Genomic DNA, 26,026 nt, shown 5'->3' on the forward strand with positions numbered 1-26,026 from the left:
TCTACCGTTGTAGATTGATGCGTTATTCAAACCTTGAAGGTTAAAGTAGATGCTCAGATATTATTTTAGATATTTCAAGTAATGCTGTTTGCCCTGTAAATTCAAACCTAACTTGCCCTAAAGATGAAAAGTAAATTTCTAGCTCTGAGTCAAGATCAAATGTACCTGAAGTTTCAACGGAATAAGCTACAATGTTTTTATACGGCAAAGAAGTAAAGTCTTTTTTACTACCGGTAAGCCCTTGTACATTCACAGCAATAATACGTTTATTGGTAAATACCACACCATCGCGCATTGATTTATAGGCATCAATTATTTGTTCATTCTCTAGCAGTAATTCTGTTACTTTGTCTGCGTATTCAAGGTTTTGCTTGAGCTTAAAAAAACCTTTGTTGTTAAAATCTATCATAAGTTACTCCGCTGTACTTCATTATCTTAACCAGTAGAAATGATCACCTAGTTAGTGAGATTGGTATTATATAGTCGTTAAACTTATCATTAAAATCACATAATTATAAACCCCATATACTCTGGCTGAGGTTTGATAACCTTAATGCTATGTTAACCCTTAACTCAAGTTGTACTTGGGCTAAGGGTAGGCTATTTACCGTTTACAGCATGGTTATGCTAGGCTTAATCACTCTATTACTCATAAACCCTAAAGTAAAAATTCCGAACATTAGATATAGCAGGGTGTAATCTGTATCGGTTTGTTCCGTTTTAGCTTGTTCTTCAAGTTTTTGTCCTTGTACTTGTTGTGTTTGCTTGGCGAGGGTTGTGGGCGGTGTTACAGGTTGGGCAAGGGCTTGTGCCAAAGCTTGAGATAATGGCATTAAACCAAATCCTGCAGCGGTGCTGTCCATGTATTGATTAAACTTTTCGTTATCAGTTACAACGTCAAATTCTGAAGCGATTTCTGTGTAAGTTTCTACCATTTTTTTTATGGTGTTTTCATCCGCCTTCCAGTAGCCTTTACGAACGGCTTCAAGCATACGTTCAATAATTTGTGCTAAACTTTCTGCATTATGTTTTTCAAAAAATTCACGCATGTCCATTTCGTATTTATCTTCTACATAAACTTCAAAAAATTCTTGCCATTGGTCGTCACGTATCGCGTCTGGGGTCATTACTTCCCAGCCCCACATGTTATTCATTCGATCAAGTATTGCAGTGGCGCCAGCATAACCAGAGTCTTGCATTGCTTTAATCCACCGCGGATGAAAATAACGGCTGCGCATTTCTTGGTTAACAAACTGATCTAAGGTTTGCGCTTTCAGCTGATCTTTCTTTCGCAGGTTAGAGACAAACATTTCAGGCGTTTTACCGTCTAAATGCCGAACAGCTAAACCAATACCGCCAAAGTACTGAAAAGGGTCGTCATTAGTCATAAGGGCGTATAAATTAGTAGAGCGTGAAAAAATAACGCCATCAGTACCCGATAATACTTTGCTGTATAAACCGCCACCTTCTTCACCGAAGGTTTCACTGACGTTTTCACTCCAACGCTTTTCATCATGACCGTAGGCAAAGCCCATTCTATCTAAGTATAGGTTAGCGAGTTTATCGTCAGTTTCCCAAGTATCAGAGGCTAATGAACCCGCAGCTAAGCCTGTTCCATAGTTGCCAGTCTCATTAGAAAAAATACGAATAGACGATAAATAGTTAGCGTCTTCAGCGCTTTTCCCTTGGGCGAGCAGTTCACTTTTTAATGCACTGGCATTACGATAAACAAAGTTATTGTCTTCTTTCATTTTGGCCACTTTATCAATCGCTTTAGCAAGCCATAACATAACGTTTGGAAATGCATCACGATATAAACCGGTTGCCGAGATGACAACGTCTATACGAGGCCTTTTTAACTCGCTGTAAGGGATCACTTCTGTATCGATAACATTACCTTGTTTATTCCATTTAGGCTTTAATCCTAAGGCATGTAATATCTGAGCTTCTAATGCACCTTGATGGCGCATAGTTTCAAGTGACCATAAAGAGAATGCTAATTTTTCAGGATACTTTCCATGTTTTTCAACATATGCCGCAATAGTTTGATCCATTAAGGTAACGCCAGCATCGTAAGCTTCTTTTGAAGGTACTTTTGCTGGGTTGAAACCAATAAGGTTTCTTCCTGTAGGTGCGGCGTCAGGGTTTCGGATAGGATCACCGCCGTAGCTCACAGGAATATAATTTGCTTCTAATGCAGATAATAAATTACTGGTTTCAGCAATTCCGTGAAAATTATCCCAATAGCGTTTAGCTAGGCTTAAATCTGCAGTTAGTAAATCATCGAGATCGGTTAATGACTTAGGTTCATTAAGATATCTTTTAAGCAGTTGATAACCTTCAAGTGCTTCAAGATTACGGACATTACGTTGATCAAAATGTTGAGCGTCAGGTAATGTTAATTGATGTGTTTGTTCGTACGTAGCAGCTCGGTCGGTGAAGTTGTCGCCTAACATTTGCAAAATGGTTGTATAGAGGTGCTCTGTTTTTGGTAGCTCGCCAAAAGTATGAATGCCAAGGGGTTGGCTCATTTGCGCAAGCGTATTTAAGTGGTCGTGAATTTTATCAATATAACGATCAAACTCGTTTGAAAGTGTATTTTTGTCTAATGAGAGATCTTTAAGAATGCTAAGACTTTCTGCAACATTGATAATTTCTGTTTGAGTGTTTGTCTTAGTTTTTCCTTCTGCTAGCATTAAATAGTTGGTTATTTTTTCATTTAATTCAGCAATTTCGGTATAGAGTCCTGCTTTAGCGAAACCGGGCGTTAAATGGCTGATCATAGTCGCTCTTCCACGTCGTTTGGCTTGCATCGCTTCACCAACATTATCGATAATGTATGGATAAAATACAGGTAAATTTCCTAATGCCAAGCTAGGTGCGTCGTAAACCGATAAACCACGTTCTTTTCCTGTTAACCATTCTTGACTGCCATGTGTACCTAAATGAATGTATGCATCCGCTTTAAAGGTTTCACGGGCAAATAAATAGATAGCCAAGTAACTGTGGTTAATTGGTGTTTTAGTACTGTGATAAAGGTTCGCATGCTCTTTTGCATTTTCACCGCGCACACCTTGTGGTAATACGATCATATTGCCTAAATTCATGCGCGGAATAACAAAGGCTTTTATTGCTTCACCATGGAAAGTTGTGTCTCTTAGCATAGCGCTATCTTCAGGTTTGCCCCAGCGTTCGGTAATTGGGTTGGTAACAGATTCAGGCAAGCTGTTAAACCAAGCTAAGTATGTACTTAATGGCATATATTCAGCTAAGTCTTGTTCGATTAATGCTTCGGCATCTTCCCCTCGATAATAAGGTCGTAATAGTTTGCCGGCAGACTCAATTATGGCTTCATTTGACTTTAGGTTTACTTGATAGCCTTTTTCTTTCATTGCTTTAACAATATTTTCAATAGAGGCAGGCACATCTAAAAAAGCGGCACCAATATTTTTTTCACCAGGGGGGTAGTTCCAGATAAAGGTAGCCACTTTCTTATCTTTATTGTTAATGTGGGCCAAGTTTGCGTAGTTATAAGCGCGCTCAACTAACGCATTCAATTGATAGGGAATAACCTTTTTAACGCCATCAAGGTTGGCAGCAATTATAGTAGGATCGGCACTGCCGGTATCTTCAGGCATCACTAAAAAGAAAGGTGTTAATGATGGTGAAATTCCAGCATTGTCTTGTTCAAATTCTGTTTGGCTTCCTTCGGTATAATTTAATGCATGCAAGACAGGAACACCAATTTTTTCAAATTCTGCTCGTCGCTTCTCAACAAAATGCAGTGACCGATAGTTAATTAATAAGTCAACGCGTGGTTTAGCAACTTTGTCGTTATCCGTCATGAGTAAGTCGGTATAGTTTAATGCCTGATCTTCACCTTCGAAAAAATATCCAAATGCTTTTGCGCCTTTAGCTTCAAGCCCTTTGATCATTGCATCAACAATTTGCTGCTGTTGATAGTCAATTACACTACGGTGAATACCTATCGCAATAATAGGTTGGTTTTTGGTAGCGTTTAAAAAAGTAAAAAAACTGTCTTCGTCATCAGTTACTTGGTTCTTATAATCGTAATGGTAAAGGCCTACGTTAGGTGTAATAACTGGCGGGTTTACTGTTTCATCAGTTAATTTTAAAAAGTTGCTGCTTAGGTAAAGCATCATATTACGGTAATTGTGATCACCTGCATTTTGATAATAACTGCCAATAGCCTCGTGTTGCTCGCGGGGTAAACCATGGTTCATGTGTTCATTTGACAAGTCGCCTAATGAAATAACCGCAACTTGAGGAAACTGTTTAATTTTATCTTGATACTTTTTAAACATAAATTTTGAAAGTGCAGGGTTAATACCGTCTAGCATCATGAGTTTAGCTTGTGACCAAGCGAGGTTAATTTCGTCTTCAGATTTTCCTTTAGTGGAGTAGATCACTAATTCGAATGGTTGATCTTTTGCTAGTTTTTGCAGTAAATCACCTTTAGGCTTTGATGCATGTGAAGACATCATCAATAATATTTTGGGTTTGGTTGCTGATGCTGTATTTGCGGGCTCAGTTGCTTGGTTAGCACTGAAAGCTAAACTACTAGTGAAAATACTAATGAGCAAAGTGCTAATAGTAAAATTTGAGGCTATTGTGTTTAGCAGTATCTTGAAATGTTTTTTTATTGTTATCATTATTTGTTACTCGTTGTAGCTGAGCTACCTTCTTTGTCATCTTCAGGTACGTAAACAAAGCTGCCATCAGCCATCTTATAAGCAACACCAGCGCGCATTCCTTCACCCGAGCCAATATCGCCAGTTGATTTGTATTGCTTGATTTCTTTGCCTTTTTTTATGATTACTTCCATGTTTGGCTTGCCTGCATTTTTTACCACGGTGACATCATCACTCGAGAACACATTTAAGGGGTTTTGAGCAAGTGCAATTAATAAAGCAGCGATTATTACTAAGAAAACATCAACTAAATTTACAGCGCTTACGATCGGGTTTAGCTCTTCGTCGTCATCTAAAAATCGCATTACTTCAGACCTTTTAACTTTCTAATGTTGATGAGTTCGTTAGCGCACCAACGTTTTTTAACAGATGCTGGCCAAAAAGTGATTGATGAGATAACTAATCCCCAAATAACTGCCGCAAAAGCAATAATTAAGTTTTCACTGATGCCTTGAATGTTGCCATCGGCTAGCGCTTGTAGTGCAGGTCCCATGGGGATCATTGTTGCTATCAAACCTAGCATTGGTGCAATTCTTGTAACTATTCTGAGTGTTTCAAGTTGCTTTAAGGCGACAACTTCTAATTCATCGTCGCTAGCGTGTGGGTTTTTAATAAAGTAATTATGAATTGGATAGCCGTCATGAACCGTAGCTGGTGTTTTGTCAGCTTGTGATATTGCTCGAGTATAAAGGGTTCGAGATTTTTTTCTTATAAGCCATTGCGAGGCGAACTGCCCCAAAGCATAAAGCGCATAAATAACTAAAGCACAAATTAATACAATGACAGGAGCCATTAGTAGTTTAGAAGCTTGAGCCATGGTTATTTCTAAAAATTGTATATTCACGTTTTTGTATCCTCATTAATTTCAGCGAAAAGAAGTTTACATTCTGAAAATCAATAACACAAGGAATACTAATGATAACTATTATCATTTGTGTTTACATATTATTTTTTTTTATGTAAAGTAAAAATAGATTGATTAGAAGCCAATGATAATTGGAATAAATTAAAGCCCAAACAATGCCAAGCCGCTGATGTTATTAATGGTTAAACATTCCCCCCAGTATGTTTTCATTAGTAAGCGGTAGGCATTACTTTTAGATTAGGAAATAAAAATGTGGATGAAAAAACGCACTATTTTAGCAAGTGCTATATTATCAGCGTTGGTAATGCCAACAATATCACTCGCTAATAATATTGAAGATAATACGGTTAATACAGACTTTGAAGTGATAGTTGTTAGTGGTACTAAAACCGAAAAACCGTTAAGAGATGTTGCTGGAAGTATTTCTGTGATCACCCAGGAAGATCTTGAAAAGCAAGTAACCACAGACATGAACCAATTATTTAAATATGACCCTAGTATTCAAATAAGTGGTAATACTGGCGATGCACAAAACTTTGTTGTTCGTGGTATGGGGGGTGATCGCATTTTAATGATCAAAGATGGTATGAGAATGAACGAGGGCTATGGTGCAGATGGCTTAAATGATATTGTTGGCCGTGGCTTTATTGAAACCGACATATTAAAGCAAGTAGAGGTAGCAAAAGGGGCAGCATCATCGCTGTACGGCTCAGATGCTCTAGGTGGTATTGTTGTTTTTTCCACTAAATCTGCATCAGATTATTTAGTTGATGGTGAAAAATTTGCAGGTAAGATAAAGCTTGGTTATAGCGAGCAAGGTAAGCAACAGTCTATTGGCACAACACTCGCGTTAGCCACTGGAGATATTGAGCATTTAGTCAATATTGCCATGAGAGATGGTGAAGAATCGCAAAACTTTGATGAAACAAAACCTGAGCTTGATATTGACTCAACCAGTTATTTTTATAACGCGAAATACACTATTAATGCAAACGACTTCTTTAGCTTTTCTGCTGATATATGGGATCAGGAAGTTGTCGGTAATACTGCTTATGGCTTATTAGATTATTTCAGAACGCTTGATGGATACGATATTGTTAAAGAATCGAGCACAGGTGACAAAAAAAATAAATCGTTTCAACTACGTTATCATTCAGAAAGTGCAACCCCATTTTATGACCAGTTAAACATATCGATATATCAGAATAAAACCACTCAGGAAAATGTTGAATATGGCCAATTAGATATTAATGCAAACTTTGGTTTTCCCGTAATTGAGCTAAGAGATATGTGGAAAACGTCAGTTTACCAACAAGAAACGCAAGGTTTTCTTTCTAATGCGAGCTTAAACATTAACACTACACATACCTTAGGTTATGGACTTGATATAGAAAAGTCTGAATCAAAGCGAACTGAAGTTAAATTATATGCGGTTGAAGGTACACCTAAAAATGGTTATCCACAAACTGCTGATAAATTTCCTAAAACAGAAGTATCTCGTGCCGGTTTTTATGTTAACGACGAGATAACCTTATTAAATGGGCAATTAACTGTTACACCTGGCGCGCGCTTTGATACCTACGATATGGACCCGAACAACGCTACTAAAGAAAATGGTGAAGCTTACAAAAAGTTTGATCAGAATAACCTCTCATTTAACTTAGGTGCGTTATATAGAATAAATGATAGCGTTGCACTTTTTGCACAATACGGACAAGGCTTTAAGGTGCCCGCTTATGATTTAGCCTATATTGACCATGATAATTCTATTTATGGTTATAAAATTGTACCTAGCGATGACTTGTCGCCAGAAGAAAGCGATGCTTATGAAATTGGACTGAGAGGGCAAGTTAGTAACTTTTTCTTTAGTGCGGCTATTTATTACAACGAATACGAAAAGTTTTTATCAACAGCATTAATTGATATTGAAACTAGCACTAACCCTTATTCAGGAGAAGAAGCGCAAGTATTAGTGTATCAGTATCAGAATATTGATTCAGTAACCACAAAAGGGATTGAAGTTGCGGGTCGTTATTATTTAAATGATATTTTCTCAATATTTGCCAACGCAGCGTATCAAGATGGTAAAAATGATGAAACTGACGAATATATCACAAGCATTACACCACTCTCTGGTGTTGCTGGCGTTGCCTTTGAGCAAGAGGATTTATCTGCTGAACTTATTGTTAACTGGGCAAAAAGAATGGACAAAGTTAATGTTAACAATATTGAAGTTGCAGGCTATGGCACGCTAGATCTTTTAATGAGTTATGAACTAAATGATGATTTAAAATTCAATGTAGCAGCCAATAATTTAACCAATAAAAAGTTTGTTCGTTATATTAATGGAGCAGGTCATGCGAGTAATGCAAGCTTAGATAATATCACTGAAGCGGGCCGAACTATTTCAGCTAATATACACTATAGCTTTTAAACCAATCCCAAATTAATTGTGTTTTAGCATAACGACTTTCAGTAGATGAAAGTCGTTTTTTTATTTAGAGCGTGAACGAATTACAAAATTTGATATATACTCTAGTATGATAAGCTAAAATTGTACTATTATATTATAATCAAGGTTAGGTCTAAGGAACTTTTTTGTCTGAAATTCAACTTTACTGGCTAAATTTAACTAGGCTTTGTCGCCTACTAAAAGCGAATGGTTTTCAGCTCGTTTTCAGCATGTTTTTATTCTTAACAATAGCATCACCCGTCTCTGCAGCAGATAAGCCACTGGTCAATATATTTAGTATAGAAAGATTTTCTAAAGTACAAAATGTTAAGGTTAAAGAGAATAATACTGAATCTAAAACCTTTGAATTAGTCAAACAACATTTAGCTAATTTTGACTTTGCCTATAAAACGTCAAGTTTTGATCATGCCTTAAATTATATGGATAATTATCCAAATACCTGTATTCGAAATATCATTAAAAGCCCTGAACGTGAAAAACGTCTTATCTATAGTCAACCTCAGACATTGTATTTAGGTGCGCGTCTGTATTTAAGCCCTAATGCGACTCAATCTATTAATGAGGATACTAGTGATATTGACTTAGTTCAGTTTTTTAAAAAACACCCTGAATTTGTTCTAGGAATAGAAGGTCAGCGCTCATTTGGTGGTGAAATTGATCGTGAAGTAAAGTTGATACCTGATAAAAATAAATATTTAATTGAGGGTAGCTCTAAAGGCACTGTATTAATTGCTATGTTGTTTAGTAGTAAGATAGACGCAATTATTCAATATCCAACATCTATTCATCATGCGGGAGAATCACTGTCTGCAGAACCTGTCAGCAGCTATGGTATTAATGTTGGGAAGCCATACATAATCAGTTACCTTGTTTGTGGTAAAACAGAACAAGGACAGCAAATAATTAATGAGTATAATAAAGCGCTGTCAAAAGCTTACAACTACCCCTCATACTTTGATGCTCATATAGGCTGGGTTCAACCTTCCAATATAGCGTTGTTTAAGCGACTTTTTAATCAGGTATTTATTAACACCAGTTATTAACATCAATTCATTTTTGTTAAATGATAAAATTAGTCATTTAACATTAATTAGTCTATAATCGCGCCCAAATTTTTACCGAATTATTAATTCATTATCTAAAAGGGCTTATCATGGCTATCGAACGTACTTTTTCTATCGTAAAACCAGACGCAGTTGCAAAAAATGTAATTGGTCAAATTTATAACCGTTTTGAAACAGCGGGCTTAAAAATTGTTGCTTCAAAAATGGTTCATTTATCAAAAGAGAAAGCAGAAGGCTTTTATGCTGAGCATAGCGAACGCCCATTCTTTGGTGCTTTAGTTGAATTTATGACTTCAGGCCCAGTAATGGTTCAAGTACTAGAAGGTGAAAACGCTGTACTTAAAAACCGTGAAATTATGGGTGCAACTAACCCAAGCGATGCTTTAGCAGGTACATTACGTGCTGATTACGCTGATTCAATTGATGAAAACGCTTGTCACGGTTCAGATGCTTTAGAGTCTGCAGCTCGTGAAATTGCTTATTTTTTCTCTGATGACGAAATTTGCCCACGCACTCGTTAATTAAGTTCAACCTTCACCGAAATTTGAAGGTTGTTGTTAAAATGAGATCGAAAGGATTTTGCTGGCTAACAGTAAAATCCTTTTGTTATTTCTATCGCATTATTTAGCAAAGCATAATGTTTTCGTTGTTAAGAGAATATTACGCTTTATTATTTAGAAGAACTTTATTTAGCCAAAATTGTGACACGTGAACAAAAAGTGTACAATTTGGCCCTTTGAATCTGCTCTACTGGAAATTTTTCATGACTGACGTTGTAACCACGGTAACCCCTGAAACGATTAAAAAAGTTAACCTACTTAACTTAGACCATCAAATGATGCGTGAATATTTTGCGTCTATCGGTGAAAAGCCGTTTCGTGCCGATCAAATAATGAAGTGGATATATCACTTTGGTTATGACGACTTCGAGCAAATGACAAATATTAATAAAGCGTTGCGTGAAAAGCTGCAGCGTAATACTGAAATTAAAGCGCCCGAAATTGCTGAAAAACAAGTATCGAAAGATGGCACAATCAAGTATGCATTAAAGCTTGAAGGTGGACAGGAAGTTGAAACAGTATGGATCCCTGAAAATGATCGCGCAACGTTATGTGTTTCTTCACAAGTTGGCTGTGCGCTGGAATGTACTTTCTGTGCTACTGCTCAACAAGGGTTTAATCGTAACTTATCAATGAGCGAAATAATTGGTCAGGTGTGGCGTGTTGCAAATGACATTGGCGCAACCCGTATTGCAGGCAAACGTCCAATCACTAATATTGTGATGATGGGGATGGGTGAACCACTTTTAAACATGAAAAACTTGATCCCAGCCCTTGATACTATGTTGAACGACTTAGGCTACGGCCTTTCTAAACGACGTGTTACTGTCAGCACTTCAGGTGTTGTACCTGCGTTAGATATGTTAAAAGAAAAAATTGATTGTGCTTTAGCTATTTCGATACACGCACCTAATAATAAACTACGAGACGTACTAGTACCGATTAATAAAAAGTACCCCTTGGAAGAGTTTTTAGCGGCAGCCGGTCGATACATTGATGGTTCAAAAGCGAATAAACAAGCAACAATTGAATATGTTATGCTAGATCATGTTAATGATAGTACTGAGCAAGCACATGAGCTAGCGCTGGCGTTAAAAGATTTACCAAGTAAAATCAATTTAATTCCGTTTAATCCGTATCCAGGCTCGCCTTACAAACGTTCAAGTAATTCTCGTATTGATAGGTTTGATAAAGTGCTGCAAAGTTATGGGCTTACTGTAATAACTCGTCGCACAAGAGGCGATGATATTGATGCAGCATGTGGTCAATTAGCTGGTGATGTGCTTGATCGTACTAAGCGTACTGCAAGTATTGCAGAAAAAAAACAAGTGAATGCTGACAATATATCAGTAAAAATAGTAGGATAGCTAAAATTATAATAAGTGACGCCTGCGCAACATGGTAAATTTGAATAAAATTGTATTAAGTCTTCTGTGCCTGAATTTTGTTACTGGCTGTGTAACTCAACGCTTTGACGGCGCTGACAGTAAGCCTATGGTGCAAAATGAGTCGACTAATAATGAAATAGCGATGACGCGAATTTCTTTAGGTTTAGGTTATTTAAAAATGGGTAACACAACCCAAGCTAAGTTGAACCTAGAAAAAGCGAAACGCTTTTCTCCAAATTTAGTACAAGTTTATACTGCTTTTGCTCACTATTACGATACTGTTTCAGAACCAGAGCTTGCTATTGAGTCTTATGAAAAGGCACTTTCGATTCAAAGTGATGATGCAGATACTTTAAATAACTACGGTGCATTTTTATGCAAGCACGAGCAATATGAAGCATCTGAAAAACAATTTTTAAAGGCTATTGCTGTACCAAGTTACTTATTAGTTTCACAAAGCTATCAAAACTTGGCTATCTGTCAATTAAAAGCAAAGCAATTTGAACAAGCTGAAGCGTATTTAGAAAAAGCAATCTTACACAGTCCAAGTAACGCTAGAGTGTTATTGCAAATGGTACGACTGCAGTATGCAAAGGGAGATTATAAAAGCGCGCAAACGTTTTTTCAGCGTTATGAAAAGTCGACCAGACGTTTTACTCCTGATGCGCTAGCATTAGCGTTTAAAGTGTTTGAAAAACAACACAATCGCAGCACCGCAAAAAACTACGCCAGTATGTTAGTAAAAATGTTTCCAGCATCTTATGAAGCTAAGCAATACTTAACTAATGGCCTCACTACTATTGAAGCCGACCAACTAGCGGCTGAGTACCTTCTAGCTTCTACGGAAAATAATAAACCCAAAAAACGTGTTGTGGTGCTCTCACCAAAGAAACCAAACAAGGTGAAGACTAGTATTGCGTTAGTAGATAAAGAAAAGACGGCTAGTCATAGTGAAGTTACTGAAAAAGCAGCAGCAAATATCCAGTTAACTCAGGCTGAAACTAAAGCTGTAGAAGAAAATACCCAGTTAGACAAACAGAAAAAAGAAGTTGTTTCTTCAGCGGTAGTTGCTATAACAGCATCAGACAATGCTGTTGAAAACAGAAAAAAGCACAACAATGATCAACGTATGTTAACAATACCTATTCATGTGGTACAAAAGGGAGAGAGCTTATTCTCTATCTCAAAAAAATATAATATTCATATGAAAGCTATTGAACGTTGGAATAAGATAAGCCGAAAGAGCGTGTTAAGTTTAGGGCAGGTGCTGTATATCGCAAACCCTAACAAAGCGGTGAAATCGCAAGAGAATTAATAATGACCCAAAATGATAATACTATTGAATCATCAGATGAAATTGAACCTGAACCTTTAGGGCCAGGAATACTACTTAGTCAAGCGCGTGAAAAATGTGGTTTATCACTTCAGGAAGTTGCTAATAAATTAAACTTCCGTTTAGCCTTGGTGAAAGAAATAGAAGAAAATAAGTTTAATACTGCTTTGCCTGCCACCTTTAATCGAGGTTACTTAAAAAATTATGCCAGGCTGGTTAACGTTCCTGTTCAGGAAGTGTTAGATAGTTTCGAAGCATTATCTTCAGCAAAAACTGAAGGTGTGGATATGCAGCGTTCAGCCATGCAAAGCTTTTCAAAACAAATAGAAAAGCAGGCTGAAAATAACCGCTTAATGTGGGTGAGTTATTTGATTTTAGCTATTTTGATTGGCTCAACGCTAATGTGGTGGCTTCAAGATGGCGAACTAAGCATTATCGATACTAACTCACATAAAAACGAAGAAACCTTAACGATGGCAGAGAGTGAGCCAACTCAGAGCGAATTACTTGGTGCAACTGGTACTCCTGAAGATTTTATTGATACTGAAACTTTGCCAGAAAAAGCTGACGAACAAGTGTTAGACGAAACTGAAATGGCGCTTGAAGAACAGGACCATGTTGACACGTTAACTGAACAAGCGGTTTTTGATGAAATGCCGTTGAATGAAGTTGATAACACAGACGCTGCAGAGTTAATTTCTTCCCCTGTTGATGTTAGTTTTAACTTTATTGGTGACTGCTGGGTTAATATTTATGATGCCACAGGAGAGCGAATTGCTTGGGGCATTAAAAAAGCAGGCTATGAAATGAATATTAGTGGTAAAGCGCCGTTTTCTATTACCTTAGGTAAACCAGAGTTAGTGACCATTGTTTATGATGGTGTTGCAGTTGATATGTCACAATTTAATCGCGGTAATATTGCTAAGTTTAGCTTACCACTAGAATAATTCTAACCTTGACTATTGTTTAATGTAAGAGAAATTATGTTTAAAGAATCTCCTATTGTTCGTCGTATATCTCGCCAAATTATGGTGGGCAATGTCCCCGTAGGCGGCAATGCGCCAATAAGCGTTCAGTCGATGACAAACACCCTTACTACCGATGTAGAAGCAACTGTAAAGCAAATAAAAGCATTAGAGGCAGTGGGTGCTGATATTGTTAGAGTCAGTGTTCCTACTATGGATGCAGCAGAAGCGTTTAAGTTAATAAAACAACAAGTTAATGCGCCTTTAGTTGCCGATATTCACTTTGACTATCGAATTGCCTTAAAGGTAGCAGAGTACGGTGCTGATTGTTTGCGGATAAATCCCGGAAATATTGGGCGTGAAGACCGAGTGCAAGCAGTTGTTGCATCAGCTAGAGATAAAAACATCCCAATCAGAATAGGGGTCAATGGCGGCTCATTAGAAAAAGATATCCAAGAAAAATATACTGAACCAACAGCAGAAGCCTTATTAGAATCAGCTATGCGTCATGTTGAAATTCTCGATCGTTTAAATTTTCACGACTTTAAAGTAAGTGTTAAAGCTTCAGACGTATTTCTTGCCGTGGGCGCATATCGTTTGCTTGCTAAACAAATAGATAACCCACTTCATCTGGGCATTACCGAAGCTGGTGGTTTACGCTCAGGTTCAGTTAAGTCATCAGTTGGGTTAGGGTTATTACTTGCTGAAGGCATTGGTGATACCTTGAGGGTTTCATTGGCTGCTGATCCGGTTGAAGAAATTAAAGTTGGTTTTGATATTTTAAAATCGTTAAAGCTAAGAAGCCGTGGTATTAACTTTATCGCTTGCCCCAGTTGTTCACGCCAAGAGTTTGATGTTATCTCTACGGTTAATGAATTAGAGCAACGTGTTGAAGATATTTTAACACCAATGGATGTCTCGATTATTGGGTGTATTGTAAATGGACCGGGAGAGGCGACTGTTTCAGATCTTGGGCTAACAGGTAGTAGTAAGAAAAGTGGTTTTTACTTGGATGGAATAAGACAAAGAGAACGTTTCGATAATAATAATCTAGTTGACCAACTAGAACAGCGTATCCGTGCAAAAGCTAAGTTACTCGATCAAAAAAATAAAATTGATATAAAAGAAGTCTAGTAACAATGTAAATACCATCAATTGAGATTAATGTGTCTACACAGGGAAAAGGTATCGCAATAAATATTGATTGATTGTGCTGGCGCAATAGAAAGATAAACTGAACGAACAGCAGACTCTAAGCAAAGTTATATTTTACGTTTAGGCTGAATCTGCCTATAATGCGCGCTGCGCTACAATAATCTGATACTAAATAGAGATAAAACTGTCTATTTAGTAGGGCAATAAGAGAGAAAAAACTACGTGAGTAAAGCTATTCAAGCAGTCAGAGGTATGAATGATTGTTTGCCATCAGAAACGAATGTTTGGCAAATGGTTGAGTCAGTGTTACGTCGTGTTGCCAGCAATTACGGGTTTGCTGAAATACGCATGCCTATTGTTGAATCTACTGCGCTGTTTAAACGATCTATTGGTGAAGTAACCGATATTGTAGAAAAAGAAATGTACACTTTTGAAGATCGAAATGGCGATAGCTTAACACTTCGTCCTGAAGGTACAGCCTCTTGTGTACGCGCGGGCAACCAACATGGTTTACTGTATAACCAAGAACAGCGGTTGTGGTATATGGGGCCAATGTTCCGTCATGAGCGCCCTCAAAAAGGTCGGTACCGTCAATTTCACCAATTTGGCTTAGAAGCCTTTGGTATAGCAACACCAGATATCGATGCAGAAGTTATTTTATTAACTTCTCGCTTGTGGCGGGAACTTGGCATCAATGAATTTGTCACACTAGAGTTGAATTCGTTAGGTTCAAACGAAGAGCGTGCTAATTACCGAGATGCACTCGTTGAGTTTTTAACTGAAAAAGAATCATTACTTGACGAAGACAGCAAGCGTAGAATGCATACAAATCCGCTGCGAGTACTCGATAGTAAAAACCCAGATGTACAAGCTGCGTTAGTTGATGCACCAAAATTATCTCAATATTTTGGTAAAGAATCGCTTGAGCATTTTGAAGGTGTTTGTCAGCGTTTAGATGCTGCTGGCATTAACTATGTGATTAACGAGCGACTAGTACGTGGTTTAGATTATTACAATCGCACTGTTTTTGAGTGGGTAACTGATAGTTTAGGAGCGCAAGGGACTATCTGTGCCGGTGGTCGTTACGACGGTTTAGTAGAGCAGCTTGGTGGTAAATCAACACCGGGTTTTGGATTCGCATTAGGTATTGAAAGACTTGTCTTAATGCTTATTAGCTTAGACAAAGTCACTAATACGCGACCTCAAGCTGATGTTTATTTAATTAGTTTAGGCGATGGTATTGATATAGCTGCAAGTGGATTAGCTGAACAATGGCGTGATCAAGTACCGGAAATACGTATTCAGAACCACGTAGGTGGTGGCAATATGAAAAAACAGATGAAACGCGCAGATAAATCAGGCGCACAAGTTGCAATAATTTTAGGCGAAGATGAACTGAGCCAAGAAAGTGTTACCGTAAAATACTTACGTGGACAAAATGAACAACAAAGTATGGCTTTCACCGAAGTGCCAAACTTTTTAGCAAGTTTAATTAAGGGTTAGTTGTGGATATCAATCAAACAGAAGAACAACAAGTAGAAACAATAAAACGTCTTTGGGGCGAATACGGTAATTCAATTATTGCAGGTCTAACCATTGGTTTTGCAGGCTTTATTGGCTTTAATTATTATCAAGATAATAAGTATGAAAATGAAATAGCGACGTCAGAAGCTTATCAGTCTGTTGTCGAACTGATTGCTGAAGATAGTACTGAAGCTTTTCGCCAGCAAGGTGATAAGTTTATTACCGAGCATGCAGACTCAAACTATGCTGTTTTAACGGCTTTAGCATTAGCAAAAGACGCCGTTACACATAAAGACTGGAGCAAAGCTGAAAGTTATTTGTCCACAGCTATTGAAAAGTCTAGTGATGAAGGGCTTAAAGGTATAGCGACGCTACGTAAAGCACGTATACAATTACAACAAGATAAAGCAGCATTAGCGCTAGAAACACTGGCAACGCCTTTATCTGAAGCATTTAAAGCGTCAGCTGAAGAAACAAAGGGTGATGCTTATCTTGCACAAGATAAAAAAGAACTCGCGCGTAACGCATATCAGGCAGCTATTACAGCAAGTGGTGATGCAGCTACACCGGCATTACAAATGAAATTGGATGATTTGGCTGAAAATATTAGTTTAGTTAATTAATTTAATATTCAATAAGTCCATTTTAGGAGTGTTTAGTGCCTAGTTTAAATAAAAATTTGTTAGTAATCTTATTAATGTCAGTTGGATTAGCAGCATGTTCTTCTACGGATGATGAGATTGATCCTAACGAGCCAGCAGAACTAGTTGAAATTCAAGCTAAGTTTGAGCCTAGTGTTGTTTGGAATAGCAGTGTGGGGGGAGTAGGAGATTACTTTTCTCAATTACGCCCTGTAGTAGCTTACGATAAAGTTTTTACTGCCAGTCGTATAGGAGACGCTTATGCATTTGATCTTAAAACAGGTAAAACTGTTTGGCATAAAGATTTAAGCAATATTGATAGTAAGCGTAGCTTTTTCAGCAGTCGAACGTCAGCTTTAATAAGTGGCGGGCCAACTGCGGGTATTAATAGAGTTTTTTTAGGCAGTGAAAATGGCGATGTTTTCGCACTAGAAGCCGATAGTGGTAAAATAATCTGGCAAGAAAAAGTTAAAGGTGAAGTGATAGCCGCACCCGCTTTTGATCAAGGTACATTGGTAGTTAATACTGCGTCAGGAGTAATGAAAAGCTTTAATGCAACCACTGGCGAAAGTGGTTGGCAAGTAGAACAAGACGTACCAGCGTTAAGTTTGCGTGGTATAAGCGCACCAGCGGCAATAGCTGGCGGCGTGCTAGTAGGTTCTGCAGATGGTCTGTTAACCGTTTATATCTTAGATAGTGGCCAACAAGGTTGGACTGTTGAAATTGGTGAAGCTACAGGCTCTACAGAATTAGAGCGCGTTATTGACGTAGATGCTGCGCCTGTTGTTTATGACGAAAAAGTGTATATTATTTCGGCTAGAGGGCACTTAGCATCAGTTGATTTACGCTCAGGTCGTTTACTTTGGAAGCGTCAGTATTCTTCATTCAGTGCGGTAGCAATTGACGGTAATAATTTATACTTAACTGATATTAAAGGCCATGTTTATGCGGTTGATCGCTTAAATGGTCTTGAAAAATGGAGTCAGTTAGCTCTTTCAAATCGTGGTGTAACTGGACCTGCAGTAATCAGTAACTATGTGGTAGTGGGAGATTTCGAGGGTTATGTGCATTGGATTGATCAAGACAGTGGTGACATAGTTGCAAGGCATCATGTTGATAGCAGCGGTTTACATGCTACTCCAACGGTTGCTGATAATCTTGTTATTGTACAGTCACGCGATGGTGATTTAGAAGCAATAAAAACGCCTTAGTCACCCAATATATTGTGTTATTGTGCTAAAATTAGCAACGGCTCCACAGCATAGTGCTAGTGGAGCCGTTGTGTTTATATAATATGAGCAATCTGTTTGTTTAGAAATGTATTGCTACTTAAAAAATTGAGGTTTTCATGCTTCCTGTCGTTGCGCTAGTCGGGCGTCCAAATGTTGGTAAATCAACTTTATTTAATCGATTAACACGTAGTCGAGACGCCCTTGTTGCGGATTATCCGGGGCTAACGCGTGATCGCCAATATGGTCAAGCTCATGTTGAAGAGCATCCTTTTATTGTTATTGATACCGGTGGTATTCATGGCGATGAAACTGGCATTGATGCATTAATGGCTGAACAATCGTTGATGGCCATTGAAGAATCTGATGCTGTTTTATTTCTGGTTGATGCTAGAGCTGGTTTAAGTTCAGCTGATCAAAGTATCGCTGAACACTTAAGAAAACAGAATAAAAAAGTATTTTTAGTGGCAAATAAAGTTGATGGTATTGATGCTGATTCTGCGGTTGCGGAGTTTTACTCACTAGCACTTGGCGAAGTTCATCAAATAGCTGCTGCACATGGTCGTGGTGTAACGCAGTTATTAACACTGGCTTTATCACCACATATTGAAGCATTAACCGCTTTATCTGAAGAAGAAACAGACGAAGATGCTATTCAAACCACAACGTTAAACGATGAAGAGCTAATTGAACAGTCGCCAGAAGAAGACGATATGATCAAGCTTGCCATCATTGGTAAGCCTAATGTTGGTAAATCTACCCTTACTAATCGCATTTTGGGTGAAGAACGCGTTGTTGTATATGACATGCCTGGTACAACACGCGATAGTGTTTATATTCCGATGGAACATAAAGGCCGCAAATATACGCTAATTGATACAGCAGGTATTCGTCGCCGTAAAAATGTAACAGATATTGTTGAGAAATTTTCGGTAATAAAAACCTTACGAGCAATAGAAGATGCAAATGTGTGTTTATTAATTATTGATGCACGTGATGGATTATCAGATCAAGACTTAAGCTTATTAGGCTTTATTCTTGAAGCAGGGCGCTCGTTAGTTATCGCAGTAAATAAGTGGGATGGCCTTGATGAACATGCTAAAGATCGTATAAAAACAGAAATAGATCGTCGTTTAGGCTTTATCGACTTTGCTCGAATGCACTTTATTTCAGCGTTACATGGCACTGGTGTTGGCCATTTATATGAGTCGGTTGAAGAAGCATTTGTTTCAGCAACGAAGCGTATTTCAACCTCTATGGTGACAAAAATACTTGATATGGCAACCTTTGACCATCAACCACCAATGCACAATGGTCGCCGCATCAAACTTAAATATGCCCATGCTGGCGGTTATAACCCACCAATAATTGTTATTCACGGTAACCAAGCTAAACATTTACCAGTATCTTACAAACGCTATTTAATGAATTACTATCGTAAGTCACTAAAAATGATGGGGACACCCATTAAAATAGAGTTTAGAGAAACGAGTAATCCATTTGCTGGGAAAAAGCGTTTAAGTTACTCAGAGCAAAAAAAATTAGATAGAAAAACACAAGGATATAAAAAAGCCGATGATTAATAGCGGGTCAGCAATTTAATAAGTTGTTAGATACAATAATACCAACGATTTAGTTGGTTCTGTTGTTAACATTTTATTATAAAACTATTGAAATAGCGTAGAAAGAGAAGGGGTAAAAATTATTTATAGATCAGTTGATTGCAATATTATTTTAATTTGCTAATGTTAATGTAATAACACGTAATTTAAGAACCTTGCTTTTGATGCCGACTTTACCAACAAAAATTGAAACAATAGAACGACTGAGCCGGAACTTAGGCTTAATGCAAGCGGGTTCAACTGTTACTATTGATATATCAACGCCAGCAGGCCAAAAGGTTAAATTTAGAACCACTTTTATTGGTTATTTACCTAAAAAGTATGTGCTTGTTCAAATACCTGATAGTAATCGTTTAGGTAACTTTTCAAGGTTTATAGTTCAGGGTACTGCAGTAACCGTACGGGGTATAATTGAAGGGCATGAGGGAGCCGTTGCTGCGTTTATATCAACTATTAAGCAAACATTACAATTACCTTCACGTATTATGGTACTCGACTTCCCTCAGACTGTTAGTATTCAAAGCTTAAGAGCAGCTGTTCGTATTGATACCGAAATACCGGCGAAAGTAAAAATTGAGCAAGAATACTGGCAAGCTCAAATAACTAATATTTCAATTAGTGGCTGTCAAATTATTATTCAAAATGGTGATAGTTTAACAATTGCAAGAGACGACAGTCTTCATATGCTTGTTGAAGATTTTCAAGAGAAAGAAAACTTAATGCTTGATTCCGTTGTGCGCTCTGTAAAAAGCATCAATGAAAATTTATCACTTGGTGTTAAATTTCAGCCTGAGATACGAGAAAATGTGATCAAACTTATTAATCATATAATAATTAATGAGGGTGTTTAGTCGCTACATACAGTTGAATTTAATACCGATGTTTACTTGTTACCTTGCCTGTTAAGTGTCCATCACTTAACGCTATTGTTATTTCATCATCTTTATTGACGTTGTCAACAGACTTAATAATTTGCTGCTTTTTATTACGGGTTATACTGTAACCACGAGCAATGGTGGCTAATGGGCTAACAATATTTAGTTGTTCTACTACATGCGCAAATGACTGTTGCTTGTGTTGCAATAGCTTATTTATCGTTTGGCATAAGCGTTTATTTAGTTGTTGCTCTTGTGCTTGTAAGCGGGAAATTGCTAGCTGTGGTGATGCATTAGCTAGTCTAATCGCTAAATTTTCAGGTGTTTGCTTTATTGTTCGTAACTTTCTTTGCCATGCAGTATGTAAGCGATTTTGTAACTCATCAGCTTTTTGTTGTTGTAATTGAAGCTGTGCAATAGGGTGTACACGCGCTAGGCGTTGGCTTAATTGTTTGAAATTTAATTGTTTATGTGCCGTCTGATTAATTATTATATGGCTTAGGCGGTTAGCTAGCGCTTGCACTTTAATCGTTAATTCACTGTTCTCTTGCGAAACAAGTTCTGCTGCTGCTGAAGGGGTTGCTGCTCTTAGGTCGGCAACATAATCAGATAGTGTGGTATCAATTTCATGTCCAACAGCACTTATCACTGGCAGCTGACTGCGATGTATCGCATTAACCACCATTTCATTATTAAAACACCATAAATCCTCTAATGAACCTCCACCTCGGCCAACAATTAACACCTCGCATTCTTGTCGTTGGTTAGCAATATCGATCGCTTGAGTAATATTAGCACTTGCTTGATCGCCTTGTACTAAACTCGGGTATATTATTACTTTGATTGTTGGATTTCTTCGCTTTAGCACTGTTAAAATATCTTTAATGGCGGCCCCTGTTGGCGAAGTGACAACACCTATAGTAGTAGCATGTCGCGGTATCGGTTTTTTGTTACTTTGATCAAATAATCCTTGTGCATTGAGTTTTGCTTTAAGCTGTTCATATTGTTGGCGCAATAAACCTTCACCGGCATCTTCCATTTGTTCAATGATTAATTGAAAGTCGCCTCTGGGTTCATAAAGCGACACCTTAGCTCTAACCAACACTTGTTGACCGTTACTTGGTACTCTTTGCGAAGGCAAGCGTACTCGTTGATTGCTGCGTTTAAACATCGCACAGCGTACCTGTGAACGACTGTCTTTCAACGAGAGGTACCAATGACCAGAGCTTGCGGCAATAAAATTTGATATTTCCCCTGACAACCAAACGGTATTAAGCTCACTTTCTAACATAAACTTTACTTTTTTAGTAAGTTCACTAACTTGTAATATGTGCTGCTGTGTCATTAATACATTCTCGGTTAGGGCGGCAATAATCACCCTATTATAAGTTTTTATGCGAAATAGTGAAATTTAAGTTTACCTAATATGTAAAAACGGTTAAAATTCTGCCGCAATATTTCATCCCTAATTCACTTTTGTAGAGAGATGTTGCAATGCTACGAATTGCCCAAGAAGCACTAACGTTTGATGATGTTCTTTTGGTACCTGCTCACTCACAGGTATTACCCCACACGGCCGATTTAAAAACTAAATTAACCCGTAAAATCAATTTAAATGTACCAATAGTTTCTGCGTCTATGGACACAGTAACAGAAGCTCGCCTTGCCATAACTTTAGCGCAAGAGGGGGGTTTAGGTTTTATTCATAAAAATATGACTATTGCTGAGCAAGCTAAAAATGTATCTCAAGTTAAAAAGTTTGAAAGTGGTATTGTTTCTAATGCAGTAACCGTTAGCCCTGATGCAAGTATTGAATCAGTAATGAAACTTGCAGACGAACTGGGCTTTTCGGGTTTTCCGGTAGTTGATAGCTCAAATAACCTAGTAGGTATTATTACAGGCAGAGACTTACGCTTCGAAACAGACTTAACTAAGCCTGTAACTGCGTTGATGACGACTAAAGAAAATTTAGTGACTGTGAAAGAAGGGGCTAAACGCGAAGAGATATTAAGTTTAATGCATGGCCACCGCATTGAAAAAATCTTAGTAGTAGACGATGCGTTTAAACTAACAGGTTTGATCACAGTAAAAGATTATCAAAAAGCAGAAAGTAAGCCTAATGCGTGTAAAGACGAACTAGGTCGCTTACGTGTTGGTGCTGCAGTTGGTGTTGGCGCAGGCACAGATGAGCGTATTGATGCATTAGTTGCGGCTGGTGTTGACGTGTTATTAATTGATACTTCACACGGGCATTCACAAGGAGTGCTTGATCGTGTTGCTGAAACACGTGCTAAATATCCTGATTTACAAATAATTGCAGGTAATGTTGCTACCGGTGCGGGTGCAAAAGCATTAGCCGATGTTGGTGTTGATGCGGTTAAAGTAGGGATTGGCCCAGGATCAATTTGTACAACACGTATTGTCACTGGTGTTGGTGTGCCACAATTAACCGCAATTTCAAATGCAGTTGATGCGCTAGAAGGTACTGGTATTCCTGTTATTGCTGATGGCGGCATTCGCTTTTCGGGTGATATTGCTAAGGCACTTGTGGCAGGAGCTCATTGTGTAATGGTGGGTTCAATGCTTGCAGGTACAGAAGAAGCCCCTGGCGAAGTTGAACTCTATCAAGGCCGTTATTATAAATCATATCGCGGTATGGGGTCATTAGGTGCTATGGATCAAAAAGAAGGTTCAAGTGATCGATATTTTCAAAAGTCTGATGGAGAAGCCGATAAACTGGTACCAGAAGGCATTGAAGGCCGAGTAGCCTACAAAGGACCTGTTGCTGCCATTATTCATCAGCAAATGGGTGGTTTGCGCTCATCAATGGGATTAACGGGAAGTAAAGACATTGAAACTATGCGTACTAAGCCTGAGTTTATGAAAATTACCGCAGCAGGCATGGGTGAATCTCATGTTCATGATGTAACTATCACTAAAGAAGCGCCTAATTATCGTATGGGTTAAACCGAATATTTCATTTCTGTGCTAGTTAGCGAGATAGCTGCATTAGAAGTGCTCATTGACTAGCGTCACTTTGTGCTTCTTCTTTGCTCTAACGCAAACTAACTTTGAACTAAAACATTCTTAAAAACCTGTCAATAAACAAAATTTAAACACCTTGATTAACATAGAAAATCAGGGTGTTGTTATTTATCACTATACCTTTAAGTGAAACTTTTTAGGTAATAAAGTAGGAAAAGAAACATGAGTACAGATATTCATGACTCGCGAATTTTAATATTAGATTTTGGCTCTCAATATACTCAACTTATTGCGCGTAGAGTGCGAGAAATAGGGGTGTATTGTGAATTATGGGCATGGGACGTAACACAAGAGCAAATTAAAGCGTTTAACCCAAGCGGTATTATTTTAGCTGGCGGACCAGAAAGCGTTACTGAACACAATTCACCTCGTGCACCTGAGTACGTTTTTAATGCGGGCGTTCCTGTGTTTGGTGTGTGTTACGGTATGCAAACAATGGCAGAGCAGCTTGGTGGTGCGGTACAAGGCTCTGATCATAAAGAGTTTGGTTATGCTGCGGTTGAAGTGATTGCTAAATCAGCGTTATTTAATGCTATTGAAGATCGTGTTGGCTCAACCGGTAACGCATTATTAGATGTTTGGATGAGCCACGGAGATAAAGTCTCCGCGATTCCTGAAGGCTTTATTACCATAGCGCAAACGCCTAGTTGTGCATTTGCGGCAATGGCAAATGAAGATAAAAAATTCTACGGTGTACAGTTTCACCCTGAAGTTACTCACACCAAACAAGGTATGCGTATTTTAGAGCATTTTGTTATTGATATTTGTCAATGTGAAAAACTTTGGACCCCATCTTCAATTATTGAAGATGCAATTGAAAAAATGAAAGCGCAAATCGGTGACGACGAAGTAGTATTAGGGTTATCTGGCGGCGTCGACTCTTCAGTTGTTGCTATGCTTTTACACCGTGCGATCGGTGATAAACTTACCTGTGTATTTGTTGATAACGGTTTACTACGTTTAAACGAAGGTAAACAAGTGATGGATATGTTTGGCGATCACTTCGGTTTAAACATTATTCATGTTAATGCTGAAAACCGTTTCTTAGATCGTCTAGCTGATGAAAATGATCCTGAGAAAAAGCGTAAAATTATCGGCAATGTTTTTGTTGAAATTTTTGATGAAGAAGCGAGTAAGCTCACCAACGCTAAATGGTTAGCACAAGGTACAATTTACCCCGATGTTATTGAGTCAGCTGCATCAGCAACCGGTAAAGCACATGTAATTAAATCTCATCATAATGTTGGTGGTTTACCTGAACATATGAAATTAGGCTTAGTAGAGCCATTACGTGAACTCTTTAAAGATGAAGTACGAAAAATTGGTTTAGAGCTTGGTTTGCCATACGATATGCTTTATCGTCATCCGTTCCCTGGGCCAGGCTTAGGTGTTCGTATTCTTGGTGAAGTTAAAAAAGAGTATGCTGACTTATTACGCCGAGCCGATCATATTTTTATTGAAGAATTACATAAACACGACCTATACAGTAAAGTGAGCCAAGCATTTACCGTATTCTTACCTGTTCGTTCTGTAGGTGTTATGGGCGATGGCCGTAAATATGACTGGGTTGTTAGCTTACGCGCAGTAGAAACAATCGATTTTATGACTGCACATTGGGCACACTTGCCTTACGACTTTTTGGGGTTGGTGTCTAATCGCATTATTAATGAGATTGAAGGTATTTCAAGAGTTGTATACGACATATCAGGTAAGCCGCCAGCAACTATAGAGTGGGAATAATTGATTAAGTGGCATTTAAACTTGCTGTAATTAACGACTTCATCGTAAAACTTACTCACTGACTAACGTCAGCTACGTGCGATTTCCTTGAATTAGTCAATTATCTCTACGTTTAAAAACCACTTAAAGCATGTATAAATAAAACCTCAAAGTGAAAACTCTGAGGTTTTTTATTACTAAAGGAAATTTAATGACAATAGAAAGATTAGAAACCAAACAACGCATGAGCAGAATAGTTAAACATAACGGTACGATATATTTATGTGGACAAGTCTGTGCTGATGCAGCCAAAGATATTACTGAGCAAACACAAACAATGCTTGATAAAGTAGAAACTTTACTTGAACAAGCTGGAAGCTCAAAAGAACATATGCTTTCAGCCACTATTTACTTGAAAACAATGGCAGACTTTGCCCAAATGAATGAGGTTTGGGATGCTTGGGTACCTGAGGGCTATGCACCTGCGCGAGCTTGTGTACAAGCGGCTATGGCTCGTGATACCTTGCTTGTTGAAATATCGGTAGTTGCAGCTCAGAAATAACTTAAGCTATATCCGAAAGCTCAACATACCTACGTTATTATGAACAATATCTACTACCAATTGAAAAAATATTTGTTCATTCAGCGAGAATTAAAAGGCTTAGAGGCAAGGCACTGATCACAAATAATGGCTATTTTCGGTAACTGCTCCTGCGCTACCCTACTATCCACTGCCATGAGGGGATCTTATCAAAATCAGTAACGCTGCGTATAAGCCTTTTAAACTCGCCCTTGGGAGCTTGTCAGAAAAGTGATAACGTTACAAATTGATTGGATGGAGAATACTACACCTGCA

The 26,026-nt window shown here is 38.1% G+C and carries 20 protein-coding genes; 15 read left to right on the plus strand and 5 right to left on the minus strand.

Going from position 1 to position 26,026, the window contains the following annotated elements; all coding sequences use genetic code 11:
- Positions 1-40: 40 nt before the first annotated feature.
- The 4 genes from QUD79_RS03745 to QUD79_RS03760 all read right to left on the minus strand — a co-directional run bounded on the left by QUD79_RS03745 (position 41) and on the right by QUD79_RS03760 (position 5,556).
- Entirely contained in the window at positions 41-409 is a 369-nt protein-coding gene (locus QUD79_RS03745; RefSeq protein WP_184423543.1) for a PH domain-containing protein, read from the minus strand.
- 202 nt (positions 410-611) lie between these two features.
- Complete coding sequence (cobN, locus tag QUD79_RS03750) at positions 612-4,673, minus strand: cobaltochelatase subunit CobN (protein WP_184423542.1); 4,062 nt, start codon at positions 4,671-4,673, stop codon at positions 612-614.
- Positions 4,673-5,017: a DUF2149 domain-containing protein gene (locus tag QUD79_RS03755; protein WP_184423541.1), complete on the minus strand. Its 345-nt coding sequence runs from the start codon at positions 5,015-5,017 to the stop codon at positions 4,673-4,675. Before QUD79_RS03755 ends, cobN begins: the two co-directional genes overlap by 1 nt.
- The gene (locus tag QUD79_RS03760) at positions 5,017-5,556 is read right to left on the minus strand and encodes a MotA/TolQ/ExbB proton channel family protein (RefSeq protein ID WP_184423540.1); all 540 of its coding nucleotides are present in this window, start codon (positions 5,554-5,556) and stop codon (positions 5,017-5,019) included. The genes QUD79_RS03755 and QUD79_RS03760 overlap by 1 nt, the downstream gene beginning before the upstream one ends.
- A gap of 271 nt (positions 5,557-5,827) precedes the next feature.
- Here QUD79_RS03760 and QUD79_RS03765 point away from each other — a divergent pair, with 271 nt between their 5' ends.
- The 12 genes from QUD79_RS03765 to QUD79_RS03820 all read left to right on the plus strand — a co-directional run bounded on the left by QUD79_RS03765 (position 5,828) and on the right by QUD79_RS03820 (position 20,382).
- Positions 5,828-8,011 carry a TonB-dependent hemoglobin/transferrin/lactoferrin family receptor gene (locus QUD79_RS03765; RefSeq protein WP_184423539.1) on the plus strand — a complete coding sequence of 728 codons (2,184 nt, stop codon included), beginning with the start codon at positions 5,828-5,830 and terminating at the stop codon, positions 8,009-8,011.
- A gap of 164 nt (positions 8,012-8,175) precedes the next feature.
- On the plus strand, positions 8,176-9,093 hold the full coding sequence (locus QUD79_RS03770) for a hypothetical protein (RefSeq protein WP_184423538.1): 918 nt from the start codon (positions 8,176-8,178) through the stop codon (positions 9,091-9,093).
- A 110-nt stretch (positions 9,094-9,203) separates the two neighbouring features.
- Complete coding sequence (gene ndk / locus QUD79_RS03775) at positions 9,204-9,635, plus strand: nucleoside-diphosphate kinase (protein WP_184423537.1); 432 nt, start codon at positions 9,204-9,206, stop codon at positions 9,633-9,635.
- A 242-nt stretch (positions 9,636-9,877) separates the two neighbouring features.
- Positions 9,878-11,041, plus strand: coding sequence for a dual-specificity RNA methyltransferase RlmN (rlmN, locus tag QUD79_RS03780; RefSeq protein WP_184423536.1), 1,164 nt, complete (start codon positions 9,878-9,880; stop codon positions 11,039-11,041).
- Between the two features lie 40 nt (positions 11,042-11,081).
- Positions 11,082-12,377, plus strand: coding sequence for a type IV pilus biogenesis/stability protein PilW (pilW, locus tag QUD79_RS03785; RefSeq protein WP_246454905.1), 1,296 nt, complete (start codon positions 11,082-11,084; stop codon positions 12,375-12,377).
- 2 nt (positions 12,378-12,379) lie between these two features.
- Positions 12,380-13,342, plus strand: coding sequence for a RodZ domain-containing protein (locus QUD79_RS03790; RefSeq protein WP_184423534.1), 963 nt, complete (start codon positions 12,380-12,382; stop codon positions 13,340-13,342).
- A 36-nt stretch (positions 13,343-13,378) separates the two neighbouring features.
- Positions 13,379-14,494 (plus strand): flavodoxin-dependent (E)-4-hydroxy-3-methylbut-2-enyl-diphosphate synthase, encoded by a 1,116-nt coding sequence (gene ispG, locus QUD79_RS03795; RefSeq protein ID WP_184423533.1) that lies wholly within the window; start codon positions 13,379-13,381, stop codon positions 14,492-14,494.
- A 243-nt stretch (positions 14,495-14,737) separates the two neighbouring features.
- Entirely contained in the window at positions 14,738-16,018 is a 1,281-nt protein-coding gene (hisS, locus tag QUD79_RS03800) for a histidine--tRNA ligase (RefSeq protein ID WP_184423532.1), read from the plus strand.
- A gap of 2 nt (positions 16,019-16,020) precedes the next feature.
- On the plus strand, positions 16,021-16,662 hold the full coding sequence (locus QUD79_RS03805) for a YfgM family protein (protein ID WP_184423531.1): 642 nt from the start codon (positions 16,021-16,023) through the stop codon (positions 16,660-16,662).
- Positions 16,663-16,697: 35 nt separating this feature from the next.
- On the plus strand, positions 16,698-17,891 hold the full coding sequence (bamB, locus tag QUD79_RS03810) for an outer membrane protein assembly factor BamB (RefSeq protein ID WP_286289935.1): 1,194 nt from the start codon (positions 16,698-16,700) through the stop codon (positions 17,889-17,891).
- Positions 17,892-18,028: 137 nt separating this feature from the next.
- Positions 18,029-19,492 carry a ribosome biogenesis GTPase Der gene (der, locus tag QUD79_RS03815; RefSeq protein ID WP_184423530.1) on the plus strand — a complete coding sequence of 488 codons (1,464 nt, stop codon included), beginning with the start codon at positions 18,029-18,031 and terminating at the stop codon, positions 19,490-19,492.
- Positions 19,493-19,695: 203 nt separating this feature from the next.
- Positions 19,696-20,382: a PilZ domain-containing protein gene (locus QUD79_RS03820; RefSeq protein ID WP_184423602.1), complete on the plus strand. Its 687-nt coding sequence runs from the start codon at positions 19,696-19,698 to the stop codon at positions 20,380-20,382.
- A gap of 19 nt (positions 20,383-20,401) precedes the next feature.
- Here the strand turns inward: QUD79_RS03820 and xseA are convergent, their stop codons facing one another.
- Positions 20,402-21,751, minus strand: a complete 1,350-nt coding sequence (xseA, locus tag QUD79_RS03825; protein WP_184423529.1) for an exodeoxyribonuclease VII large subunit — start codon at positions 21,749-21,751, stop codon at positions 20,402-20,404.
- A 149-nt stretch (positions 21,752-21,900) separates the two neighbouring features.
- Here xseA and guaB point away from each other — a divergent pair, with 149 nt between their 5' ends.
- The 3 genes from guaB (at position 21,901) to QUD79_RS03840 (ending at position 25,732) form a co-directional block, all read left to right on the plus strand.
- Positions 21,901-23,373 (plus strand): IMP dehydrogenase, encoded by a 1,473-nt coding sequence (gene guaB / locus QUD79_RS03830; RefSeq protein WP_184423528.1) that lies wholly within the window; start codon positions 21,901-21,903, stop codon positions 23,371-23,373.
- Positions 23,374-23,613: 240 nt separating this feature from the next.
- Complete coding sequence (gene guaA / locus QUD79_RS03835) at positions 23,614-25,191, plus strand: glutamine-hydrolyzing GMP synthase (protein WP_184423527.1); 1,578 nt, start codon at positions 23,614-23,616, stop codon at positions 25,189-25,191.
- Positions 25,192-25,381: 190 nt separating this feature from the next.
- Positions 25,382-25,732, plus strand: a complete 351-nt coding sequence (locus QUD79_RS03840; protein WP_184423526.1) for a RidA family protein — start codon at positions 25,382-25,384, stop codon at positions 25,730-25,732.
- Positions 25,733-26,026 lie beyond the last annotated feature (294 nt).

Origin of the sequence: Thalassotalea piscium (assembly GCF_030295935.1) — a bacterium.
Lineage (GTDB): Bacteria > Pseudomonadota > Gammaproteobacteria > Enterobacterales > Alteromonadaceae > Thalassotalea_B > Thalassotalea_B piscium.